The organism is Streptomyces sp. NPDC054863 (assembly GCF_053610825.1).
Window position 1 is genome coordinate 1 of sequence record NZ_JBSGZD010000014.1, and the last position, 18,655, is coordinate 18,655.

At 71.1% G+C, this 18,655-nt stretch carries 18 protein-coding genes; 8 read left to right on the forward strand and 10 right to left on the reverse strand.

The annotated features are described in order from the left end of the window. Positions 1-85: 85 nt before the first annotated feature. The 6 genes from ACWGIG_RS04945 to ACWGIG_RS04970 form a co-directional block, all read right to left on the reverse strand. Complete coding sequence (locus ACWGIG_RS04945) at positions 86-1,552, reverse strand: amino acid permease (protein WP_453320104.1); 1,467 nt, start codon at positions 1,550-1,552, stop codon at positions 86-88. Further along, on the reverse strand, positions 1,545-2,375 hold the full coding sequence (locus ACWGIG_RS04950) for a FadR/GntR family transcriptional regulator (protein ID WP_453320105.1): 831 nt from the start codon (positions 2,373-2,375) through the stop codon (positions 1,545-1,547). The genes ACWGIG_RS04945 and ACWGIG_RS04950 overlap by 8 nt, the downstream gene beginning before the upstream one ends. Before the next feature lie 93 nt (positions 2,376-2,468). Continuing rightward, entirely contained in the window at positions 2,469-3,116 is a 648-nt protein-coding gene (locus ACWGIG_RS04955) for a cytochrome b/b6 domain-containing protein (RefSeq protein WP_453320106.1), read from the reverse strand. Beyond that, the gene (locus ACWGIG_RS04960; RefSeq protein WP_453320156.1) at positions 3,058-3,723 is read right to left on the reverse strand and encodes a molybdopterin-dependent oxidoreductase; all 666 of its coding nucleotides are present in this window, start codon (positions 3,721-3,723) and stop codon (positions 3,058-3,060) included. Before ACWGIG_RS04960 ends, ACWGIG_RS04955 begins: the two co-directional genes overlap by 59 nt. 313 nt (positions 3,724-4,036) lie before the next feature. Then, positions 4,037-5,638, reverse strand: coding sequence for an APC family permease (locus ACWGIG_RS04965; RefSeq protein ID WP_453320107.1), 1,602 nt, complete (start codon positions 5,636-5,638; stop codon positions 4,037-4,039). Between the two features lie 59 nt (positions 5,639-5,697). Next, positions 5,698-6,648 carry a hypothetical protein gene (locus tag ACWGIG_RS04970; protein ID WP_453320108.1) on the reverse strand — a complete coding sequence of 317 codons (951 nt, stop codon included), beginning with the start codon at positions 6,646-6,648 and terminating at the stop codon, positions 5,698-5,700. 186 nt (positions 6,649-6,834) lie between these two features. Between ACWGIG_RS04970 and ACWGIG_RS04975 the strand changes: the two genes are divergently transcribed. Next, a complete protein-coding gene (locus tag ACWGIG_RS04975; protein ID WP_453320109.1) occupies positions 6,835-7,320 on the forward strand; it encodes an ASCH domain-containing protein in 486 nt (161 codons plus the stop codon). Between the two features lie 131 nt (positions 7,321-7,451). Here ACWGIG_RS04975 and ACWGIG_RS04980 read toward each other — a convergent pair whose 3' ends face one another. Next, positions 7,452-9,194: an FAD-binding dehydrogenase gene (locus tag ACWGIG_RS04980; protein ID WP_453320110.1), complete on the reverse strand. Its 1,743-nt coding sequence runs from the start codon at positions 9,192-9,194 to the stop codon at positions 7,452-7,454. Between the two features lie 178 nt (positions 9,195-9,372). Here ACWGIG_RS04980 and ACWGIG_RS04985 point away from each other — a divergent pair, with 178 nt between their 5' ends. The 6 genes from ACWGIG_RS04985 to ACWGIG_RS05010 all read left to right on the forward strand — a co-directional run bounded on the left by ACWGIG_RS04985 (position 9,373) and on the right by ACWGIG_RS05010 (position 14,019). Next, entirely contained in the window at positions 9,373-10,263 is an 891-nt protein-coding gene (locus ACWGIG_RS04985) for a DMT family transporter (RefSeq protein WP_453320111.1), read from the forward strand. Positions 10,264-10,359: 96 nt separating this feature from the next. Further along, a complete protein-coding gene (locus ACWGIG_RS04990) occupies positions 10,360-10,890 on the forward strand; it encodes an NUDIX domain-containing protein (RefSeq protein ID WP_453320112.1) in 531 nt (176 codons plus the stop codon). Next, complete coding sequence (locus ACWGIG_RS04995) at positions 10,842-11,267, forward strand: YidH family protein (protein ID WP_453320113.1); 426 nt, start codon at positions 10,842-10,844, stop codon at positions 11,265-11,267. Before ACWGIG_RS04990 ends, ACWGIG_RS04995 begins: the two co-directional genes overlap by 49 nt. Continuing rightward, positions 11,264-11,596 (forward strand): DUF202 domain-containing protein, encoded by a 333-nt coding sequence (locus tag ACWGIG_RS05000; RefSeq protein ID WP_453320114.1) that lies wholly within the window; start codon positions 11,264-11,266, stop codon positions 11,594-11,596. Before ACWGIG_RS04995 ends, ACWGIG_RS05000 begins: the two co-directional genes overlap by 4 nt. Positions 11,597-11,727: 131 nt before the next feature. Beyond that, on the forward strand, positions 11,728-12,792 hold the full coding sequence (locus ACWGIG_RS05005) for a phosphotransferase family protein (protein ID WP_453320115.1): 1,065 nt from the start codon (positions 11,728-11,730) through the stop codon (positions 12,790-12,792). A gap of 6 nt (positions 12,793-12,798) precedes the next feature. Beyond that, positions 12,799-14,019 (forward strand): acyl-CoA dehydrogenase family protein, encoded by a 1,221-nt coding sequence (locus tag ACWGIG_RS05010; protein ID WP_453320116.1) that lies wholly within the window; start codon positions 12,799-12,801, stop codon positions 14,017-14,019. Positions 14,020-14,080: 61 nt separating this feature from the next. Here ACWGIG_RS05010 and ACWGIG_RS05015 read toward each other — a convergent pair whose 3' ends face one another. From ACWGIG_RS05015 to ACWGIG_RS05025, 3 genes are all read right to left on the reverse strand, one after another. Further along, positions 14,081-14,674, reverse strand: coding sequence for a TetR/AcrR family transcriptional regulator (locus tag ACWGIG_RS05015; protein WP_453320117.1), 594 nt, complete (start codon positions 14,672-14,674; stop codon positions 14,081-14,083). 77 nt (positions 14,675-14,751) lie between these two features. Beyond that, positions 14,752-16,425, reverse strand: coding sequence for a class I adenylate-forming enzyme family protein (locus tag ACWGIG_RS05020; RefSeq protein ID WP_453320118.1), 1,674 nt, complete (start codon positions 16,423-16,425; stop codon positions 14,752-14,754). A gap of 8 nt (positions 16,426-16,433) precedes the next feature. Further along, the gene (locus ACWGIG_RS05025; RefSeq protein ID WP_453320119.1) at positions 16,434-17,195 is read right to left on the reverse strand and encodes an SDR family oxidoreductase; all 762 of its coding nucleotides are present in this window, start codon (positions 17,193-17,195) and stop codon (positions 16,434-16,436) included. A 166-nt stretch (positions 17,196-17,361) separates the two neighbouring features. Between ACWGIG_RS05025 and ACWGIG_RS05030 the strand changes: the two genes are divergently transcribed. Then, entirely contained in the window at positions 17,362-18,615 is a 1,254-nt protein-coding gene (locus tag ACWGIG_RS05030) for an exo-beta-N-acetylmuramidase NamZ family protein (protein WP_453320120.1), read from the forward strand. Positions 18,616-18,655 lie beyond the last annotated feature (40 nt).

The following is an 18,655-nucleotide window of genomic DNA, read 5'->3' on the forward strand; positions in this document are numbered from 1 at the left end:
GTCTGACCTCGCAATACGTCCGACCATACGCCGGTCGGCCTCCTCCCAGGAGAGGAGGCGGCCGACCGGTACGGAGCAGCGGGGGTCAGGACTTGTCGGCCCGCTCCGCCGCGATGGCGTTCACCCGGCGGCGGACCAGGAACCAGCCGCCGACGAGCGCCGCGGCGATCAGCGGCAGGCAGTTGACGGTGGTCCGGCCGACGCCGTCCCCGTACCACATCAGGAACACGACGACCGCGAGGAAGGCGAGCGTCACGATCTGGGTGTACGGGGCCCAGGGCAGCTTGTACGAGGGGCGGCTGAGCAGGCCCTGCTTCGCGCGGCGGTAGAACAGCAGCGAGCAGATCATGATCATCGCCCAGGTGCCGAGGATGCCGATCGAGGCGAAGTTGAGGACGATCTCGAAGGCGTCGTCGGGGACGAAGAAGTTGAGGCCGACGCCGAGGGCGCCGAAGCCCGCGGTGAGCAGGATGCCGCCGTAGGGGACCTGGCCCTTGTTCATCAGGCCGGTGAACTTCGGGGCGGAGCCCGCCAGCGACATCGAGCGCAGGATGCGGCCGGTGGAGTACAGGCCGGAGTTCAGGCTGGACAGGGCCGCGGTGAGCACGACGAGGTTCATGATGCCCGCGGCGCCCGGGACGCCGATCTTGTCCATGACGGTGACGAACGGGCTCTGGTCGTCGCTGTAGGCCGTGTACGGCAGCAGCAGCGCGAGCAGGACGACCGAGCCGACGTAGAAGATGCCGACCCGCCACATGATCGAGTTGATCGCCTTCGGCAGGATCTTCTCGGGGTTCTCGGTCTCGCCGGCCGCGACGCCGCACAGCTCCACCGAGGCGTACGCGAAGACGACGCCCTGCACGACGAGCAGCATCGGCATCATGCCCAGCGGGAAGACGCCGTTGTTGTCGGAGATCGTGGAGAAGCCGGGGGTGTGGCCGTCGATCGGGGTCTGGGTGACCACCAGATAGATGCTGATCGCCATGAAGATCACCAGGGCGGCGACCTTGATGATCGCGAACCAGAACTCCATCTCGCCGAAGTACTTCACCGAGATCAGGTTGCCGGTGAGGACCACGGCCAGCGCGATGAGGGCGAGTACGCCCTGGGGTATGTCGCTGAACGCGGACCAGAACTGGGCGAACACCGCGGCGGCCGTGATGTCGGCCACAGCGGTGGTGGACCAGTTCAGGAAGTACAGCCAGCCCGCCGCGAAGGCGCCCTTCTCGCCCATGAACTCACGGGCGTAACTGACGAACGCGCCGGAGGACGGGCGGTACAGGACCAGCTCGCCGAGTGCGCGTACGACGAAGAACGCGAAGACTCCGCAGACTGCGTACGCGATCGCCAGGGAGGGGCCGGCGCCCGCCAGCCTTCCGCCCGCGCCCAGGAACAGGCCGGTGCCGATGGCGCCGCCGATGGCGATCATGTTGATGTGACGGGACTTGAGGTCCTTGCTGTAACCCTCGTCACCCGGGTCGACGTGGGGGGACGTCGACGGGGCGGACAGCGGGGCAGAAGAGACTTCCGCAGTGCTGGTGCGGTCACTCATGTATCGCTTCGCCTTCGTGTGGGGGATGTGCGGGTCCGGGGCGCACGATCGAGTTGAGGGCGGTCTCGACGAGTTCGAGGTGGGCGGCCATGGCGTGCACGGCTGCCCCCTCGGACCCCTCGACGATCGCTTCGACCAGGGCCCGGTGCTCGGTGTCCGACTGGCGTCGTCGGTCCCCGAGTTGGTTCAGGAAGCTGGACTGCCGCGCGAGGGCGTCCCGTATCTCTTCGATGATCTTCTGGAAGACGGGGTTGCCCGATGCCTGGGCGACGGTGAGGTGGAACAGCGTGTCCAGAGCCACCCAGGCGGTGGGGTCCGTCTCGCGTTCCATGCTCTCGATCAGCGTGAGGAGATGATCGATGTCGTCCCGGGTGCGGCGAGTGGCAGCGTACCCCGCCGCGGGGATCTCCACGTGACGGCGTACTTCGAGCAGGTCACGGGCCGAGTACGAACCGAAGACCGGGTTGCGGGTGGGGCCGGACGATTCGACGTACGTGCCCTTGCCCGCGCGGGACACTGTCAGGCCGAGGGCCTGGAGGGTGCGCAGGGCCTCGCGGACCACGGACCTGCTGACGGCGAAGTGCCGTCCGAGCTGGGCCTCGGTGGGGAGCTTGTCGCCCACGGCCAGCTCGCCGGTCTCGATGGCGGCACGGAGGTGCGTGAGGACGACGTCGGTCGCGCTCACACGTCTCGGTACGGAGTCGGTGCCGGCTCCCGCGCCGGGGACGTCCACGCCGGAGACGGGCGCGCTGGGGACGTCCGCCCCGGACGCGCCGCCGCCGGTTGCGCCGCCGGGGGTTGTCCGGCTGTCTGACAAGGCCATGCGGAGAATGCTCGGGCGTGGTTACTGGTGCGTCAAGAGTGACGGAAGAGGAAGTGGCGGGCTGATGAATTTCTCACACGTGACGGCTTCGGGTCAGGGGCGCCAGTGCGGGTGCTCGGTCTCGGCCCAGGTGCGGTCGACCTCGCCGGTGCGCATGCCGCGCCGGGACTCCGGGTGGGTCAGGGCCATCCAGAGGTGCCCCGCGACGACGACACCCATGGCCAGGGAGAGCCAGTCGTGGACGAAGGTGGCGCTCGTGCGCCAGGTCAGCGGGGTCAGGTGGGTGAGCCACATCAGCAGGCCGGTGCCGAGCATGACGAGCGCGGCACCCGCGATCCAGCCCGCGTACAGCTTCTGACCCGCGTTGAACTTTCCCGCCGGGCGGCGGAATTGGCGGCGGCGGACGGCGCGCAGCCATTCCTTGTCGTACGGGGTGAAACGGCCGAGGAGCGAGAGGTCGGTGCGGAAGGCCCGGGAGACCAGGCCCAGGAGGTACGGGACGGGGAGGAGGACGCCCGTCCAGATGTGGACGGTGACCACCAGGTGGCGGCGTCCCACCAGCTCGGCGAGGGCGGGCAGGTAGAGGCAGGCCGCGGTGGCGATGCAGGTGAGCATCAGGATCGCGGTCGTACGGTGCACCAGGCGTGCGGTGCGCGTGAACCTCCTCACGCGGGAGGGGAGTTCAGACGGTGGGGGTGTCGGAGCGGCCGTTGGACCGGCCGACCCAGGCGTCGACGTCATAACCCAGTTCCTCCCAGTAGCCGGGCTGGACCCGGTCGGTGACGGTGATGCCGGAGAGCCATTTCGCCGACTTGTAGAAGTACATGGGGGCGACGTAGAGGCGGACCGGGCCGCCGTGCGCGTGGGTGACGTCCTTGTCCTGCATCTTCAGGGCGGCCAACACGTCCTTGCGGCCCGCCTGTTGGAGGGTGAGGCTCTCGCTGTACGTGCCGTCGAAGCAGGTGAATCGGATCGCCCTGGCGGACGGCTGCACACCGGCCAGGGCGAGGAGGTGCGACAGCTGGACGCCCTCGAACGGCGTCCGGGGGACCCGCCAGCCGGTGACGCACTGGACGTCGCGGACCAGGCGGGTCTGCGGCATCGCCCTCAGCTGCGCCAGCGTGTACGTGGCGGGGCGGTCCACCAGACCGTCGACCGTGAGGCGGTAGGTCTGCGCGGTCTTCTTCGGGGTGGAGGCGGCCACCGAGTAGTAGCGGAAGCCGCTGCTGTTGGGGAGGAGGCCCGTCACGCCGGTGGGGTCCTTGCCCGCCGCCGCCCCGAGGAAGGAGTCGATGCCGCTCTGGACGTACGGGGCCGCGGCGACGCCCGCCGCGCCGAGGCCGAGCATGCCGAGGACGAGGCGACGGCCGATCGGGGCGCCGCGGGGTGCGGGGTCGTCCGGCTCGGGGGAACGTCGCGCCAGGTCGCTCGGCACGGGGACACGTCGCGCGGGGGCGCTCGACTCGGGGACACGTCGCGCCGGGTCGTTCGGCGCGGGGGGCACGTCCCGCGGGGTCGTTCGGCGCGGGTCGTTCGACCGTGCCGGTTCGTCCGGTGGTGGGGCTTGAGGGGTCACACCCACGATTCGAGCACTCGCGGCCCCCGGGGGCCAGGGGCCGCGGCTTCTCGTCAGCGTTTCGTCAGAATTGGACGGCGGCGGATCAGCCGTGTGCCGCTTGTGACTCGGCCGCCGCCTTGTCCAGCTGGAACGCCTCGTTGCCGAGGCCGATCCGGGCGTGCACCTCGGGCTTCTTCGCCTTGAGCACCGCGCCGTACGCCAGTCCGCCGACCGCGGCGACGCCGATGATGCCGGGCAGGATCCAGCTCAGCGCGGAGCCGGACTCGGCGCCGACCAGGATGCCGAAGTCCTTGACGGTGTAGACGGCGATGCCCACCAGTGCGATTCCGGCGAGGCCGGAGCAGAGCAGCCGCCACTTCTGTGCCGCGCCCGCTCCGCGTCGTACGAAGAAGGCGATCACGGCGAACGAGGCCACGGCCATCAGCACGATGACGCCGAGCGCGCCGACGTTGCCCATCCAGGTGAAGAGGTGCAGGACGGGGGTGGTCGGGTCGTCGATCGGCTTGTCGTCGGTGAGCGCGAAGGCCAGGACGACGACCAGGGAAACGGCCGACTGGAGGACGGAGCCGGTGGCGGGGGCGCCGCTCGCCTTGTTCGTACGGCCGAAGGCGGCCGGCAGGAGGCCCTCGCGGCCCATCGCGAAGGAGTAGCGGGCGACGACGTTGTGGAAGCTGAGGAGTGCGGCGAACATGCCGGTCACGAAGAGGATGTGCAGCACGTCGGTGAAGGTGGCGCCGAGGCGTTCCTGGACCAGGGTGAAGAGCATCCCCGGGCCTTCCTTGGTGGCCATCCTGGAGACCTTGGCGGGGTCGGCGGCGACGCTGACCGCCCAGGAGCTGAGGGCCAGGAAGATCGCGGAGTAGGCGACGCCGAGGAACATCACGCGGGAGACGATCACGTGCGGGCGCTGGGTCTCCTCGGCGTACACCGGGGCCTGCTCGAAGCCGACGAAGGCGGCGATGGAGAAGCAGAGCGCCGTGCCGAGGGCGACGCCGGGCCCGGTGAGGGTGCCGGGGTCGAACGCGCTCAGGGACAGACCTGCGGTCTTCGACGGTTCGACGACGGCCGCGATGTCGAAGATGACGACGAGCAGGCACTCGATGAGGAGCAGGACGCCGAGGACCTTGGCATTGAGGTCGATCTTGAGCCAGCCGAGGAAGCCCACGAGAACGACGCAGACCAGGGCCGGGATCCACCAGGCGACGCTGATGCCCAGGTACGTGGCGAAGATCCCGGACAGTTCGAAGCCCAGGATGCCGAAGATGCCAACCTGCATGGCGCTGTACGCGACCAGGGCGACCAGGGAGGCACCGGCGCCGGCGGTGGCGCCGAGGCCGCGGGCTATGTAGGCGTAGAAGGCGCCCGCGTTGTGGATGTGCCGACTCATCTCCGCGTATCCGACGCTGAAGAGGAGGAGGACCGCGCCGAGGATGAGGAACAGGAGCGGCTGGCCGACCACTCCCATCACACCGAAGATCGTGGGCATGACACCCGCGACGACCATCAGGGGGGCGCTCGCGGCGAGGACGGACAGCAGCAGGCCGAGGGTGCCGAGGCGGCCCGCCCGCAGAGCCCCCTCCTCACCCTTGTACGTGTTGATCCCGGCGTCGCCGCTGCCTTCGCCGCTGCTGCCGGTCGCGCTGGACGCTCTGGTCGCGCGTGTGGGTGAACTGCCCGTCGCCATCGCGGGGTTGTCCCTTCGGTGTGGTGGAGCGGGATGGGGTGGAGCGGGGTGGGCCGGTGTCAGATGTCACCGAGCGCGACACTGCGTGCGGTGCGGAATGCCTGGTGGGGGTCCCGGTCGGGGTAGGACCAGGGGGCGGCGGTGCGGTGCGGGCCGATCCGGTGGAAGAGCGCGGCGGCCTCCGCGGTGCGGCCCTCGCAGTACTTCGCGTGGGCGAGGAAGTTGAGGTCGACGCGGGAGCGCGGGTGCTCCTCGCGCTCCCACTCCAGCCACCAGTCGAAGGCCGCCTTCATGGTCTGGCGGGCGCGGCGGCCGGTCCAGTGCCCGGAGGCCTCGGGGTCGGGCGGCACCTGTCCGGCGAGGGCGAGCGCCCGGTAGCGCTCGGCGTGCGCGACGACGGGGAGGACGGCCAACGGGGAGTCGGCAGGGGCCTGTTCGGCGGCCCAGGCGGCGAAGTCGTACACCTCGTGAAGGGGGTCCTGCCCTATGTCGGGGCGTCGCTCCGCGAGCCGGGCGATGATCAGGTGGTGGGCGTGGTGGTGCTCCGGGTGGCGCAGCCTGACCTGGTCGTACAGCTGGGTGACCTCGTCCTCGGTGCCGAGGTGGCGGGCGAGCAGGAGCATGCCGAGCCACGGGGTCGGGTCGTCCGGCGCGCGGTCGGCGGCACGCCGGCAGGACTGCCGGGCGAGGTCGGGGCACCCCTTGCCGAGCAGGGCGCGGTGGATTTCGGCGCAGGCGAGGAGGGCGGTGGCGTCGGCGCTCTCCGGCTCGGCGATCAGCCAGTCCTGGGCCCAGGCACGGCTGCCCTTCGGCTCGGCGAGGACGAGCAGGCGGTGGCCGCGGCGGTCCCAGTCGTCGCCGGTGCGGGCGAGCAGGGAGCGCACGCCGGTCCAGCGACCCTGTGCCAACTGGTCGCGTACGTCGACGAGTTCAAAGTCGTCGAGGGCCGGGTCGGGGGGCGGCTCGCCCCGGCGGCGGGAACGGCCGAGGAGCGGCGGAGGTGGGGCCATCCGCGGGATACCTCCACGGCGCGACGAGCCAGCGTTTGATCACGCACAGCAAAGCGGTAGGGGCGGCTCCACGTCAAGGCCCGACGGGTTTTACCGTCACCAACTCTCCCTTTTTGTGACGCACTTGAGAGTGACGGGTACGGAATATTCCCAGGTGGGGTGGGGTGTGCCTTCTAAGATGACGGCATGGGTGACGACTTGACGACCAATGCCGGAAATCCGGCGGAACAGGCATCGCTGCCGCCTCTGCCGCCGTACCTGCTCGCCTTCCCCGGCCCGTTGCGCGACCAGCTGGTCGCGGCGGTGCTGTCGGGCGAGAAGGTGTCGACGACGGGGCTGCTGTGCGAGTACGAGGCGGAGAACGAGGAGCTTCCGCCGATCGGTGAACTCGCCGCACTGATCGACTCGGAGGGACGCGAGGTGGCGGTCCTGGAGACGACCGAGGTCCGGGTCCTGCGCCTCGGCGACGTGGACCTCCAGCACGCGCTGGACGAGGGCGAGGGGTACACGTCGGTCGCCCAGTGGCGGGAGGCGCACGAGAGGTTCTGGCACGGGGAGGAGATGCGCGAGGCGCTGGGGGACCCGGGGTTCGTCGTGGACGATTCGACGAGGGTGGTGGCGGAGAGGTTCAGGGTCGTGGGGCGGTTGGACTCCGGCCCGTCCGGCGCTTAGGGGGCCCGGGGCAGGCGTTTAGGGGCGCGGGGAACTTCGCGATCAGCCACGACGCACCCGCACGACGACCGTCCACCGCCCCGCGCCGGGCAGCCCGCACGACGACCACCCACCGCCCCGCGCCCAAGCGGTCAGCTCACCGCGCGGGCCGCCGCCCGCCCTGCTGCTCGGCCGGAGAAGATGCAGCCGCCGAGGAACGTTCCCTCCAGGGAGCGGTAGCCGTGGACGCCGCCGCCGCCGAAGCCGGCCGCCTCGCCCGCCGCGTAGACGCCCGGCAGCGGCGTGCCGTCCGGGGTCAGGACGCGGGAGGAGAGGTCCGTTTCCAGGCCGCCGAGGGACTTGCGGGTCAGGATGTGCAGGCGTACGGCGATCAGCGGCCCTGCCGCCGGATCCAGGATCCGGTGCGGGGTCGCGGTGCGGATCAGCTTGTCGCCGAGGTACTTGCGGGCTCCGTGAATCGCCGTGACCTGGAGGTCCTTGGTGAAGGGGTTCGCCATCTCCCGGTCGCGCGCGACGATTTGGCGGCGCAGGTCCGCCTCGTCGATGAGCGGCTCCTTGGTGAGGGCGTTCATGCCGCGCACCAGCGAGGCGAGGTCCTTCTCGACGACGAAGTCCGCGCCGTTGTCCATGAACGCCTTCACCGGGGCGGGGACGGCGGCCCTCGCCCGGTCGATGACGCCGCGTACCGACTTGCCCGTCAGGTCCGGGTTCTGCTCGGAGCCGGAGAGGGCGAACTCCCTGCCGATGATCTTCTGGTCGAGTACGAACCACGTGTGGTCGAAGCCGGTCTTCATGATGTGGTCGAGCGTGCCGAGGGTGTCGAAGCCCGGGAAGAGCGGGACCGGCAGGCGCTTTCCGGTGGCGTCGAGCCACAGGGACGAAGGTCCCGGCAGAATCCGGATGCCGTGCTTGGCCCAGATGGGGTTCCAGTTCTGGATCCCCTCGGTGTAGTGCCACATCCGGTCGCGGTTGATGTGGCTCGCGCCGGCCGCCTCCGTGATGCCGAGCATCAGGCCGTCGACGTGCGCGGGGACCCCGGAGAGCATGTGTGCGGGCGGGGTGCCGAGCCGCTCGGGCCACTGGGCGCGGACGAGGTCGTGGTTGCCGCCGATGCCGCCGGAGGTGACGATCACCGCTTGGGCGCGGAGCGAGAAGTCCCCGGTCACGGTGCGGGTGCTGGCGGTGCCGCGTTCGGCACCCGACGGTTGAAGGATCTCGCCGGAGACGGTGTCCACGGTTCCGGCGGTACGGGAGAGGCCCGTCACGCGGTGCCGGAACCTGAAGGTGACCAGGCCGCGCGCCACGCCCTCGCGGACCCGCCGCACGAAGGGGGCGAGCAGCCCCGGGCCCGTACCCCAGGTGATGTGGAAGCGGGGTACGGAGTTGCCGTGGCCGCCCGCGTCGTAGCCGCCGCGTTCCGCCCAGCCGACGACCGGGAAGAAGCGGACGCCCTGCCGGTGCAGCCAGTGGCGCTTCTCCCCCGCCGCGAAGTCGACGTACGCCTCGGCCCACTTCCGGGGCCAGGCGTCCTCGTCGCGGTCGAAGCCGGCCGTGCCCAGCCAGTCCTGGAGGGCGAGGTCGCGGCTGTCCTTGACGCGCATCCGGCGCTGTTCGGGCGAGTCGACGAGGAAGAGGCCGCCGAAGGACCAGTGCGCCTGGCCGCCCAGGGACTGCTCGGGCTCCTGGTCGAGGACGATCACCTTCCGGCCGGCGTCGACCAGCTCGGCGGTGGCGACGAGCCCGGCGAGGCCCGCCCCGACGACGATGACGTCCGCGTCGTGGCCCGCGGAGCCTGCGTCGTGGCCCTTGGAGCCCGCGTCGTGGCCTGTGGAGCCCGCGTCGTGGCCCTTGGCGTCGTTCCCCTTGGCATCCATGGCCCGATCTTCGGTACGCGGAAGTAACTAGTCAACCGTTCGACCGACTGCTTCCCGGGCCCTTACGGGGGTACAGGTAACGGAAGCACACCTTCCTTGCGGCCGCAGCGATCACCGCCCTTGTGCCGCTATGGTCGGCCAAGTCCCCGCATCCCCACCGCACTTGAGGGTTTACACGGTGTCGCTGACTGTTCTGTTGCTGGCTCTGAGCGCTGCGTGCTGCCTTGGTTTCGGATTTGTGCTCCAGCAGGATGCCGCCCGGCGGGCTCCGCTCGGCGACTTCCTCTCGCTGCGGCTGCTGCTCGATCTCGTACGGGTGCCGCGCTGGCTGGCCGGGATCGGCTGCATGGTGGCGGGCACGGTGCTCGGCGCGCTGGCCCTTTCGCACGGCGAGGTGTCGCTGGTCGAGCCGCTGCTCGCGACGAACCTGCTGTTCGCGATGGCGCTGTCGCGGTGGCGGACCGGCTGCCGGCTCGGCAGGCAGGGCTGGGCCGGGCTGTGGCTGCTCGCGGGCGGGGTCGCCCTGTTCCTCGTGGCGGGGCAGCCGCACGGCGGCCGGGCCGAGGCGGGTCCGCTGCGGCACTGGCTGGTCATCGGGGTCGTGGTGGGGCTGGCGATGCTGCTGATCGCGCATGCGAAGCGGTCCCGGATGAGTTCGGGGCCCGCACTGCTCGCACTGTCGGCGGGACTGCTGTACGGGTTGCAGGACGCGCTGACCCGGGTGAGCGGGCAGCGGTTCGGCGAGGGAGGCTGGCCGGCGCTGCTCGGGAGCTGGCAGGTGTACGGGGTGCTGGTGCTCGGCCTCGCCGGGCTCGTCCTCGTGCAGAGCGCCTTCGAGACGGGGACGCTGCGCATGTCGCTGCCCGCGCTGACGGCGGCGCAGCCCCTGGCCGGGGTGGCGTGCGGGGTCGGGTTCCTGGGCGACCGGCTGCAGACGGGGCCGTGGGCGCTGACCGGGGAGGCTGCCGGGCTGGTGGCGATCGTGGCGGGGATCGTGCTGCTCGGCCGTCATCCGGCGATGCCGAGCGGGTTGAGCACGGTCCGCGAGAAGGTCCTCGTGCACAGCTGAAGCCGGTCGACGCCGACGGGCTCCCTCTGGACGACGGGACCGACGGCGAAGCACGTCACGGGTCGGTGATCGTCCGGCTGATGTTGGATGGGCTCCATGAACCCCGCTGAAGAGATCCTGGACGTCGTCGACGAGAACGACGAGGTCGTCGGACAGGCCCCGCGCGGTGAGGTGTACGCGCGGGGCCTGCGCCATCGCTGCACCTTCATCCGCGTACGGGACGCGCAGGGCCGGACCTTCGTGCACCGGCGGACCGCGACCAAGCTGGTCTTCCCGTCCCTGTACGACATGTTCGTGGGCGGCGTCGTCGGCGCGGGCGAGTCGTACGACGCGGCGGCGCTGCGCGAGGCGGAGGAGGAGCTGGGGGTGTCGGGGCTGGCGCAGCCGGTGCCGCTGTTCAAGTTCCTCTACGAGGGCGAGGGCCTCCGCGGGGGCACGGCGCAGACCTGGTGGAGCCATGTGTACGAGGTGCGCTGCGAGCTGCCGGTGGACCCGCAGGTCGAGGAGGTCGCCTGGCACGCCTTCCTGACCGATGAGGAGCTGGCGCGGCGGCTCGGTGCGGGGCCGGACGCCTGGGAATGGGTGCCGGACGGACGGGCCGCCTACGAGATGCTGGTGAACCGGTGAACGGCCTGCGGCTGTGGTGGGCGCCGCAGCGCATCCGCGAGGAGGGCGACACGCCCGACTACCGGTTCTCGCTGGCCAACGAGCGCACCTTCCTGGCCTGGGTGCGGACCGCGCTGGCGCTGGTCGGGGCCGGTTTCGCGGTCGACCAGTTCCTGCCGGACCTGCGCTGGGGCGTACGGGTCGGGATGGCCCTCGCGCTGCTGGCGGCCGGGGCGCTGTGCGCACTGCGCGCGGTCAACCACTGGGTGCGGTGCGAGCGTGCGATGCGGCGTGGCGAGGACCTGCCGGTGACGCGTTTCCCGACGGTGCTGAGCCTGCTGGTGGGGGTGGTCGCGATGGCGATGGTGGTGGTCGTGCTGTTCGGGTGGGAGGGGTGAGTCCGCCCGGGGAGGTGCGTGATCCGGAGCAGCGTGATCCGGGTCTGCAGCCCGAGCGGACGCGGCTGGCGTGGCGGCGTACGACCTTGTCCTGCACGGTGGTTGCGGTGCTCGCCGGGAAGCAGGCGATCCACGACGGGGTCACGCCGGTGGGGGTGCTGGCCGCCGCGCTGAGCGCGCTGGTGTGGGTGGGGTTCCTGGTCGTCGCGCATCGCAGGATGCGGGAGCTGGGCCGGGCCCGGCCGGAGGCGATGGGGGCGCGGCGGGCGCTGGCGGGGGTGTGCTGTGTGCTCGCGCTGGCGGGGTTCGGGGCGGCGGTGGTGAGGTGAGGAGTGGGGGCCGAGGCGTGCGGTGAGTGGGCAGGGCCACAGAGTGGGGGTACCTCTGGACGACATACCGACTGGTCGGCATCATGGGGCGCGACATCTCACACGTACATACGCGCCCGGAGGTACCTCGTATGAGCACCGTCCCCCCACCAGGGCCCCAGGCCGCCGCCGCGCCGCCGCCCGGTCTCGATCCGGAGCGGCTGCGCGCACATCTGGACCGCGAGCGGCCGGGTCTGGTGGCCGGACCGCTGTCCGCCCGGCTGATCGAGGGAGGGCGCTCCAATCTGACGTACGACGTCACGGACGGGAGCTCGCGGTGGGTGGCGCGTCGTCCGCCGCTCGGTCATGTACTGGCGACGGCGCACGACATGAAGCGCGAGTTCCGGGTGATCAGCGGGCTGCATCCGACGAAGGTGCCGGTGCCCGCACCGGTCCTGCTGTGCGAGGACGAGTCGGTGCTCGGATCGCCTTTCTACGTCATGGAGTTCGTGGCGGGGACGCCGTACCGGACAGCTGAGGAGCTGGCTCCGCTGGGCCCGGAGCGGACCAGGGCCGCCGTGCTGGGTCTTGTCGACACGCTCGTCGAGCTGCACGCCGTGGACCCGGCGGCGGTGGGGCTCGGCGACTTCGGTCGGCCCGAGGGCTTCCTGGACCGTCAACTGCGGCGCTGGGGAAAGCAGTTGGACGCCTCCCGCAACCGTGAGCTGGCCGGGATCGACGAGCTGCACGCCGCACTGGGGCGGGCGCTGCCCGACTCCCCCGCGCCCACGGTCGTACACGGCGACTACCGGCTCGACAACGTCCTGATCGGCGGCCCCGACGACGGCATCCGCGCCGTCCTCGACTGGGAGATGTCGACGCTGGGCGACCCGTTGACCGACCTGGGTCTCCTGGTGATGTACGGGACGAAGCTGGATCTGCCCGGCTCCCCCATCTCCACGACGGCAGCGGCGGCGGGCCACCCGACGGCGGACGAGATCGTCGCGCGCTACGCGGACGCGTCCGGGCGGGACGTGTCGGCGGTGCACTGGTACACGGCGTTCGCCTGGTTCAAGCTCGCCGTGATCCTCGAAGGCATCCACTACCGCTACACGCTCGGGCAGACCGTCGGCGCCGGCTTCGACCGGATCGGCGAGCTGGTGCCCGTCTTCATCGAGCACGGCCTGACGACCCTGACGACCCCTCAGAAGGGCTGAAGACCCATGGACTTCGCATACGACGCACGGACCGAAGAGCTGCGCGGCAGGCTGCTCGCCTTCATGGACGCGTATGTGTACCCGGCGGAACCGGTCGCGCACGAGCAGCGGGCGCAGCTCTCCTCGCCGTGGGACACCCCGCCGGTGGTGGAGGAGCTGAAGGCGGAGGCGCGGCGGCAGGGGCTGTGGAATCTCTTCCTGCCCCACGAGGAGTACGGCGCGGGGCTGACCAACCTCCAGTACGCCCCGCTGGCCGAAATCACCGGCCGTTCGCCGCAGTTGGCGCCGACGGCGCTGAACTGTGCGGCGCCGGACACCGGGAACATGGAGCTGCTGTTCCAGTTCGCCACCGAGCAGCAGAAGAAGCAGTGGCTGGAGCCGCTGCTGTCCGGCGAGATCCGGTCGGCGTTCGCGATGACCGAGCCCGAGGTGGCGTCGTCGGACGCGACGAACATCGAGACGCGGATCGAGCGGTCCGCCGACGGCGCCGACTACGTCGTGACCGGGCGGAAGTGGTACATCTCCGGGGCGATGAACCCCGATTGCAAGATCTTCATCGTGATGGGCAAGACCGACCCGGACGGCGCCGACGTGCGCCGCCAGCAGTCGATGATCCTGGTGCCGCGCGACACTCCGGGCGTCGAGATCCGCCGCGCGATGCAGGTGTACGGCTACGAGGACCACTACCACGGGGGCCACGCGGAGGTCGTCTTCGACGGCGTACGGGTGCCTGCCGCGAACCTGGTCGGCGAGGAGGGCGGCGGTTTCGCGATCGCGCAGGCGCGGCTCGGGCCCGGGCGCATCCACCACTGCATGCGGCTGATCGGCATGGCCGAGCGGGCCGTCGAGCTGATGTGCCGGCGGGCGGTGGGCCGCAGTGCCTTCGGTAAGCCGCTCGCCCAGCAGGGCGTCGTGCAGAACTGGATCGCGGACGCCCGGGTGACCATCGAGCAACTGCGGCTGCTGGTGCTGAAGACCGCCTGGCTGATGGACACGGTCGGCAACCGGGGTGCGCACACCGAGATCCAGGCCATCAAGATCGCGACGCCGCGTGCGGTGCTCGACATCATCGACCACGCGGTGCAGCTGTACGGTGCGGGCGGTGTCAGCCAGGACTTCCCGCTGGCCGAACTGTGGGCGGGGGCGCGGACGCTGCGGCTGGCGGACGGTCCCGACGAGGTGCACCAGAGGTCGCTGGCCCGGCGGGAGCTGAAGAAGTACCTGTAGCGAGAAGTGCCGGCGGGCCGCTCGGGCCGGCCCGCCGGCACTCGCGTCGGCGGGGCTGTCGCTAAGGCCTCAGGGCCCGCAGCAGCAGGTCGGCCAGGTGGTCCGCCACCTGCTGCGGGGTCAGGGGGCCGTCCGGGCGGTACCAGGTCGACAGGTGGTGGACCGAGCCGAAGTGGTAGTCGACCACCAGGTCGGCGGGGGTGGCCTTCGAGAAGACGCCGCTCTGCTGGCCCTCTTCCACCAGGGCGCGGAACCGCTCGTGGTAGCGCCGTCGTTCCGCCCGTACCTGCTTGTCCTTCTCCGGACTCAGGTGGTGCATCGAGCGGAAGAAGATCGACGCGTCGTCGAGGTTCTCGATGGTGGTGACGACGACGTCCGCCGCCGCGTCGCGCAGCCGCTGCTCGACCGGTGCGTCGGCGTCGGCGAACGCGTCGAGGCGCTCCTGCTGGACCCGCAGCACCCGTGCGTACACCTCGTGCAGCAGGTCGTCCTTGGAGCCGAAGTAGTGGTAGAGGGCGCCCTTGGTGACGCCCGCCGCCTCGACGATCTCCTGGACGGAGGTGCGGTCGTAGCCGCGCTCGGCGAAGAGCCGGGTGGCGGCGGCCAGCAGCCGCTGGGGAACGGGGGTACCGCCCGGGTCCGTCGTTCTGGCCATTGCCGCCACCTGCCTTGCGTGTACGTGCGTGTATGCGTGGAGTGTGCGTGGAGTCGGGAAGCTGTCGTGCCGCTGCGCTAGTGCGGGGAACGCAGTTCCCGCCGGAGGATCTTCCCACTTGTCGTCTTGGGCAGCTCCGGCAGGACCTCCACCTCGCGCGGGTATTTGTACGCGGCGAGCCGCTCCCTGCAGTACGCGATCAGATCCTCGGGGCCTGTCCCGGCGTCGGGGCGCAGGCTGACGTACGCCTTGACGCTCTCGCCCCGGTACGCGTCGGGGATGCCGACCACGGCCGCCTCGCGGACCTCCGGGTGGCTGTAGAGGACGTCCTCGACCTCGCGCGGCCAGACCTTGAAGCCGGACGTGTTGATCATGTCCTTCTTGCGGTCGACGACGTACAGCCAGCCGTCGGGGTCCATGAACCCGATGTCTCCGGTCCGCAGTTCACCGTCGGGGAAGGTCTCGGCGGTGGCCTCGGGCAGCCGCCAGTAGCCGGTGACGACCTGCGGGCCGCGTACCGCGATCTCGCCCTGCTCGCCGAAGGGCACGTCCGCGCCCGTCTCGTCGACGATGCGGACGACGGTGTCGGGTCCGGGCACGCCGACCGACAGCGTCCCCGACACCGGATCGACGGGCGCCTCCTTCTCCGGCGGTACGGCCGCGCAGGGCGCCGTGCACTCGGTGAGTCCGTAGCCGTTGCGGAGGTAGGGGCCGAAGTCCGCCCGGAACTTCTCCACCAGCGCGGGCGGCAGCGGGGCGCCGCCCGAGGAGATCACCTCGAAGGAGGCGAAGTGCTCCCGCGTGGCGCCCGGGGTGGCCGCCAGTGCCATGAACGCCGTCGAGGGGCCGACGGTGTACGCGGGCCTGTGCTCGGCGAAGGCGTCGAGGACCACCTGGGGGTGGAAGCGGTGGGCGAGGACGAGGGTGCCCGCGTGGGTGAGACAGGTCGCCAGCTGGCAGACCATGCCGGTGATGTGGAAGAGCGGGGCGAGGGCGAAGTAGGACGACCCTTCGGCGAGGGGGTGCCCGATGCGCTGCCGCTCCGCGTTGACCATGATGTTGCCGTGGGAATTCATCGCCCCCTTCGGGGTGCCGCTGGTGCCGGACGTATAACTGATCAACGCCGTGTCGGTGGGCCCGAGTTCCCGTTCCGGGGGTGAATCCAGACCGGCGCGCGCGACCTCGACCAGGTCGTCGGCGTCGGCAGCGCGTGGCACCCGTTCGAAGTTCAGCACCCGTTCGTCGTTCGCGCTCTGCAGGTCCAGCTCGCAGCCGGTCAGCACGATCCGTACGGAGGGGGCGCCCGCGACCGTCTCCCGCAGATATCCCTGCCAGGCCCGGTCCGTGCAGATCAGCGCGGTGACCTCGGCGTCCTTGAGGGCGTGGCCGACCTCCGCCGACTTGTACATCGGGTTGAGCGGGACGACCGTGGCGCCCGCCTTCCAGGCGCCGAGCAGCGCGAGCACGAAGTGCGGCGAGTTCTGCAGCATGATCGCCACCCGGTCGCCGCGCCGCAGCCCCTTCGCCGCGAGGTGGCCGGCCACCGAGTCGGACAGGGCGTCCGTCTCGCGGTAGCTCAGCCGCCCGTCGAAGTAGGCGAGGGCGGTGCGGTCGGGGGCGCGCTCCACGCTCCGGCGGAAGGCGTGCACGAGGGTCGGCGCCGGGTGCACGGGGGCCCGCTGTGCCTCGCTGAGCTGGGCGAGCCAGGGTTTGGCCGCGTAGCCGGAGTCCGCCGGGGTGTCCGCGTTCATGGCCCCGGTCACCTGCCCGTCCCTTCCCACTTCTGCTGGAGCTGGTTCATGCCGGTCAGCCAGCGGTCCGGCTCGGTCGCCCGCGCCTTGTAGTACGCGGCGACCTCGGGGTGCGGCAGGATCAGGAAGCGGTCGGCCGCCATGCCCTCGAAGAGGGCGTCGGCGACGTCCTCCGGTTCGATCGCGGTCGGCGCGAGGACCAGGTCGCCCGCCGATCCGGCGGCGGTCAGCATGTCCGTACGTACGCCCTGCGGGCAGATCGCGTGGACCTTGACGCCCTTGTGGCGGTAGGTCAGCGAGAGCCACTCGGCGAAGGCGAGCGCACCGTGCTTGGTGACGCTGTACGGGGCCGCGCCGATCATCGTCAGCAGCCCGGCCGCCGACACGGTGGAGACGAACCGGCCGCTCCCCCTTTCCAGCCACTCGGGCAGCAGCGCACGGGCCGCCCGCACGTGGGCCATCACATTGACGTCCCAGGCCGCTTCCCAGAGCTCCTCGGCGAACGGGTCGCCGCCGCAGCCGACCCCGGCGTTGGCGCAGTACACGTCGATCGCGCCGCCGAGGGCTTCGCGCGCCTCGTCGACGATCTCCGAGGCGTCCCCGGGCACGGCCGTCGCGCCGATCTCCTCGGCGACCGCCTTCGCCTTTCCGGCGTCCAGGTCGTTGACCACGACCCGGGCTCCGCCGGCCGCGAACCTCCGGGCCAGTGCGGCTCCGATGCCGCCTCCCGCGCCCGTGACCACGACTGCCGCGTCCTGCACCGCATCCATCTGGGGTCCGCCTCTCCATGCCGAATTGCTCAGCAGACTAACCAGTCGGTATGGAGTGGGGAAAGGGGTGGACGCCGGTGATCCGGGCGCGTTCCGTTCCGTACGGCAGAAGCACGGACTAGCGTGCGCGGACATGACAGACCGTCCGATCACGGAGGTGGCGCACATGAGCTTGTCCAGGAGAGGGCTGCTGGCGGCGGGCGGCGGCACGGTGGGGGTGCTCGCCACCGGCGGTGGTTCGGCGGCGGCACGGCCGGGGCGCGGAGGCGGAGGCGGGGTGCGTACCGGATTCGACCGGCTCGCGGCCGACGGGTACCGGCTGTTGCGCGGCCGGAAGGTCGGCGTCGTCACCAACCCGACCGGCGTCACCGCCGACGTCCGGCACATCGTCGACGTGATGCACGCCGACGAGCGGGTGGACCTCACCGCTGTCTTCGGCCCCGAGCACGGCTTCCGGGGGACCGCGCAGGCGGGCGGCTCCGAGGGGCGTTACGACGACCCCGCGACGGGGCTCCCGGTCCACGACACGTACATGAAGAGCGGGCAGCCGCTCGCCGACGTCTTCACGGCGTCCGGTGTGGACACCGTCGTCTTCGACATCCAGGACGCGGGCGCGCGCTTCTACACGTACATCTGGACGCTGTACGACTGCATGGTGGCGGCGCGGCTCGCAGGCAAGCGGTTCGTGGTGCTGGACCGGCCGAATCCGGTGACCGGGCGGGCGGCACTGGGTCCTGTGCTCGACCGGGCGTTCGCGACGTTCGTGGGGCGGGAGCCGATCGCGCAGGCGCACGGGATGACGGTGGCGGAGCTGGCACTGTTGTTCAACGCGGAGTTCCTGGCAGAACCGGTGCCTCTTGAGGTGGTGCGGATGACGGGGTGGCGTCGCGGGGACTTCTTCGACGCGACGGGCCTGCCCTGGGTGCCGCCGAGCCCCAACATGCCGACCGCGGACACGGCGTTGGTGTACTCCGGCACCTGCCTCTTCGAGGGCACGAACCTCTCGGAGGGGCGTGGCACGACCCGCCCGTTCGAGCTGCTGGGCGCGGAGGGCGTCGACCGGCGGTGGGCCGAGGCGGCGAACGCGGAGGGGCTGCCCGGGGTGCGGTTCCGGGAGGCGTACTTCGCGCCGACGTTCTCCAAGTTCCAGGGGAAGACGATCGGCGGCGTCCAACTGCACGTCCACGACCGGGAGTCGTACGACCCGGTGCGCACCGGAATCGCACTCCTGGTGACGGCGAAGAAGAGCTGGAGCGGCTTCGCGTGGCGGCCCGACCACTGGATCGACAAGCTCACCGGGAACACCCGGGTGCGGACCATGATCGACGCGGGGGCGGGCACGGCCGAGGTGGTGGGCGCCTGGCAGGCGGACCTGGCGGCGTTCCGCCGGGTGCGGCGGGAGCACCTGCTGTACCGGTGACCCCGGGAGTCCCACATGGTGGGACCGGCCGTCCCGCCTA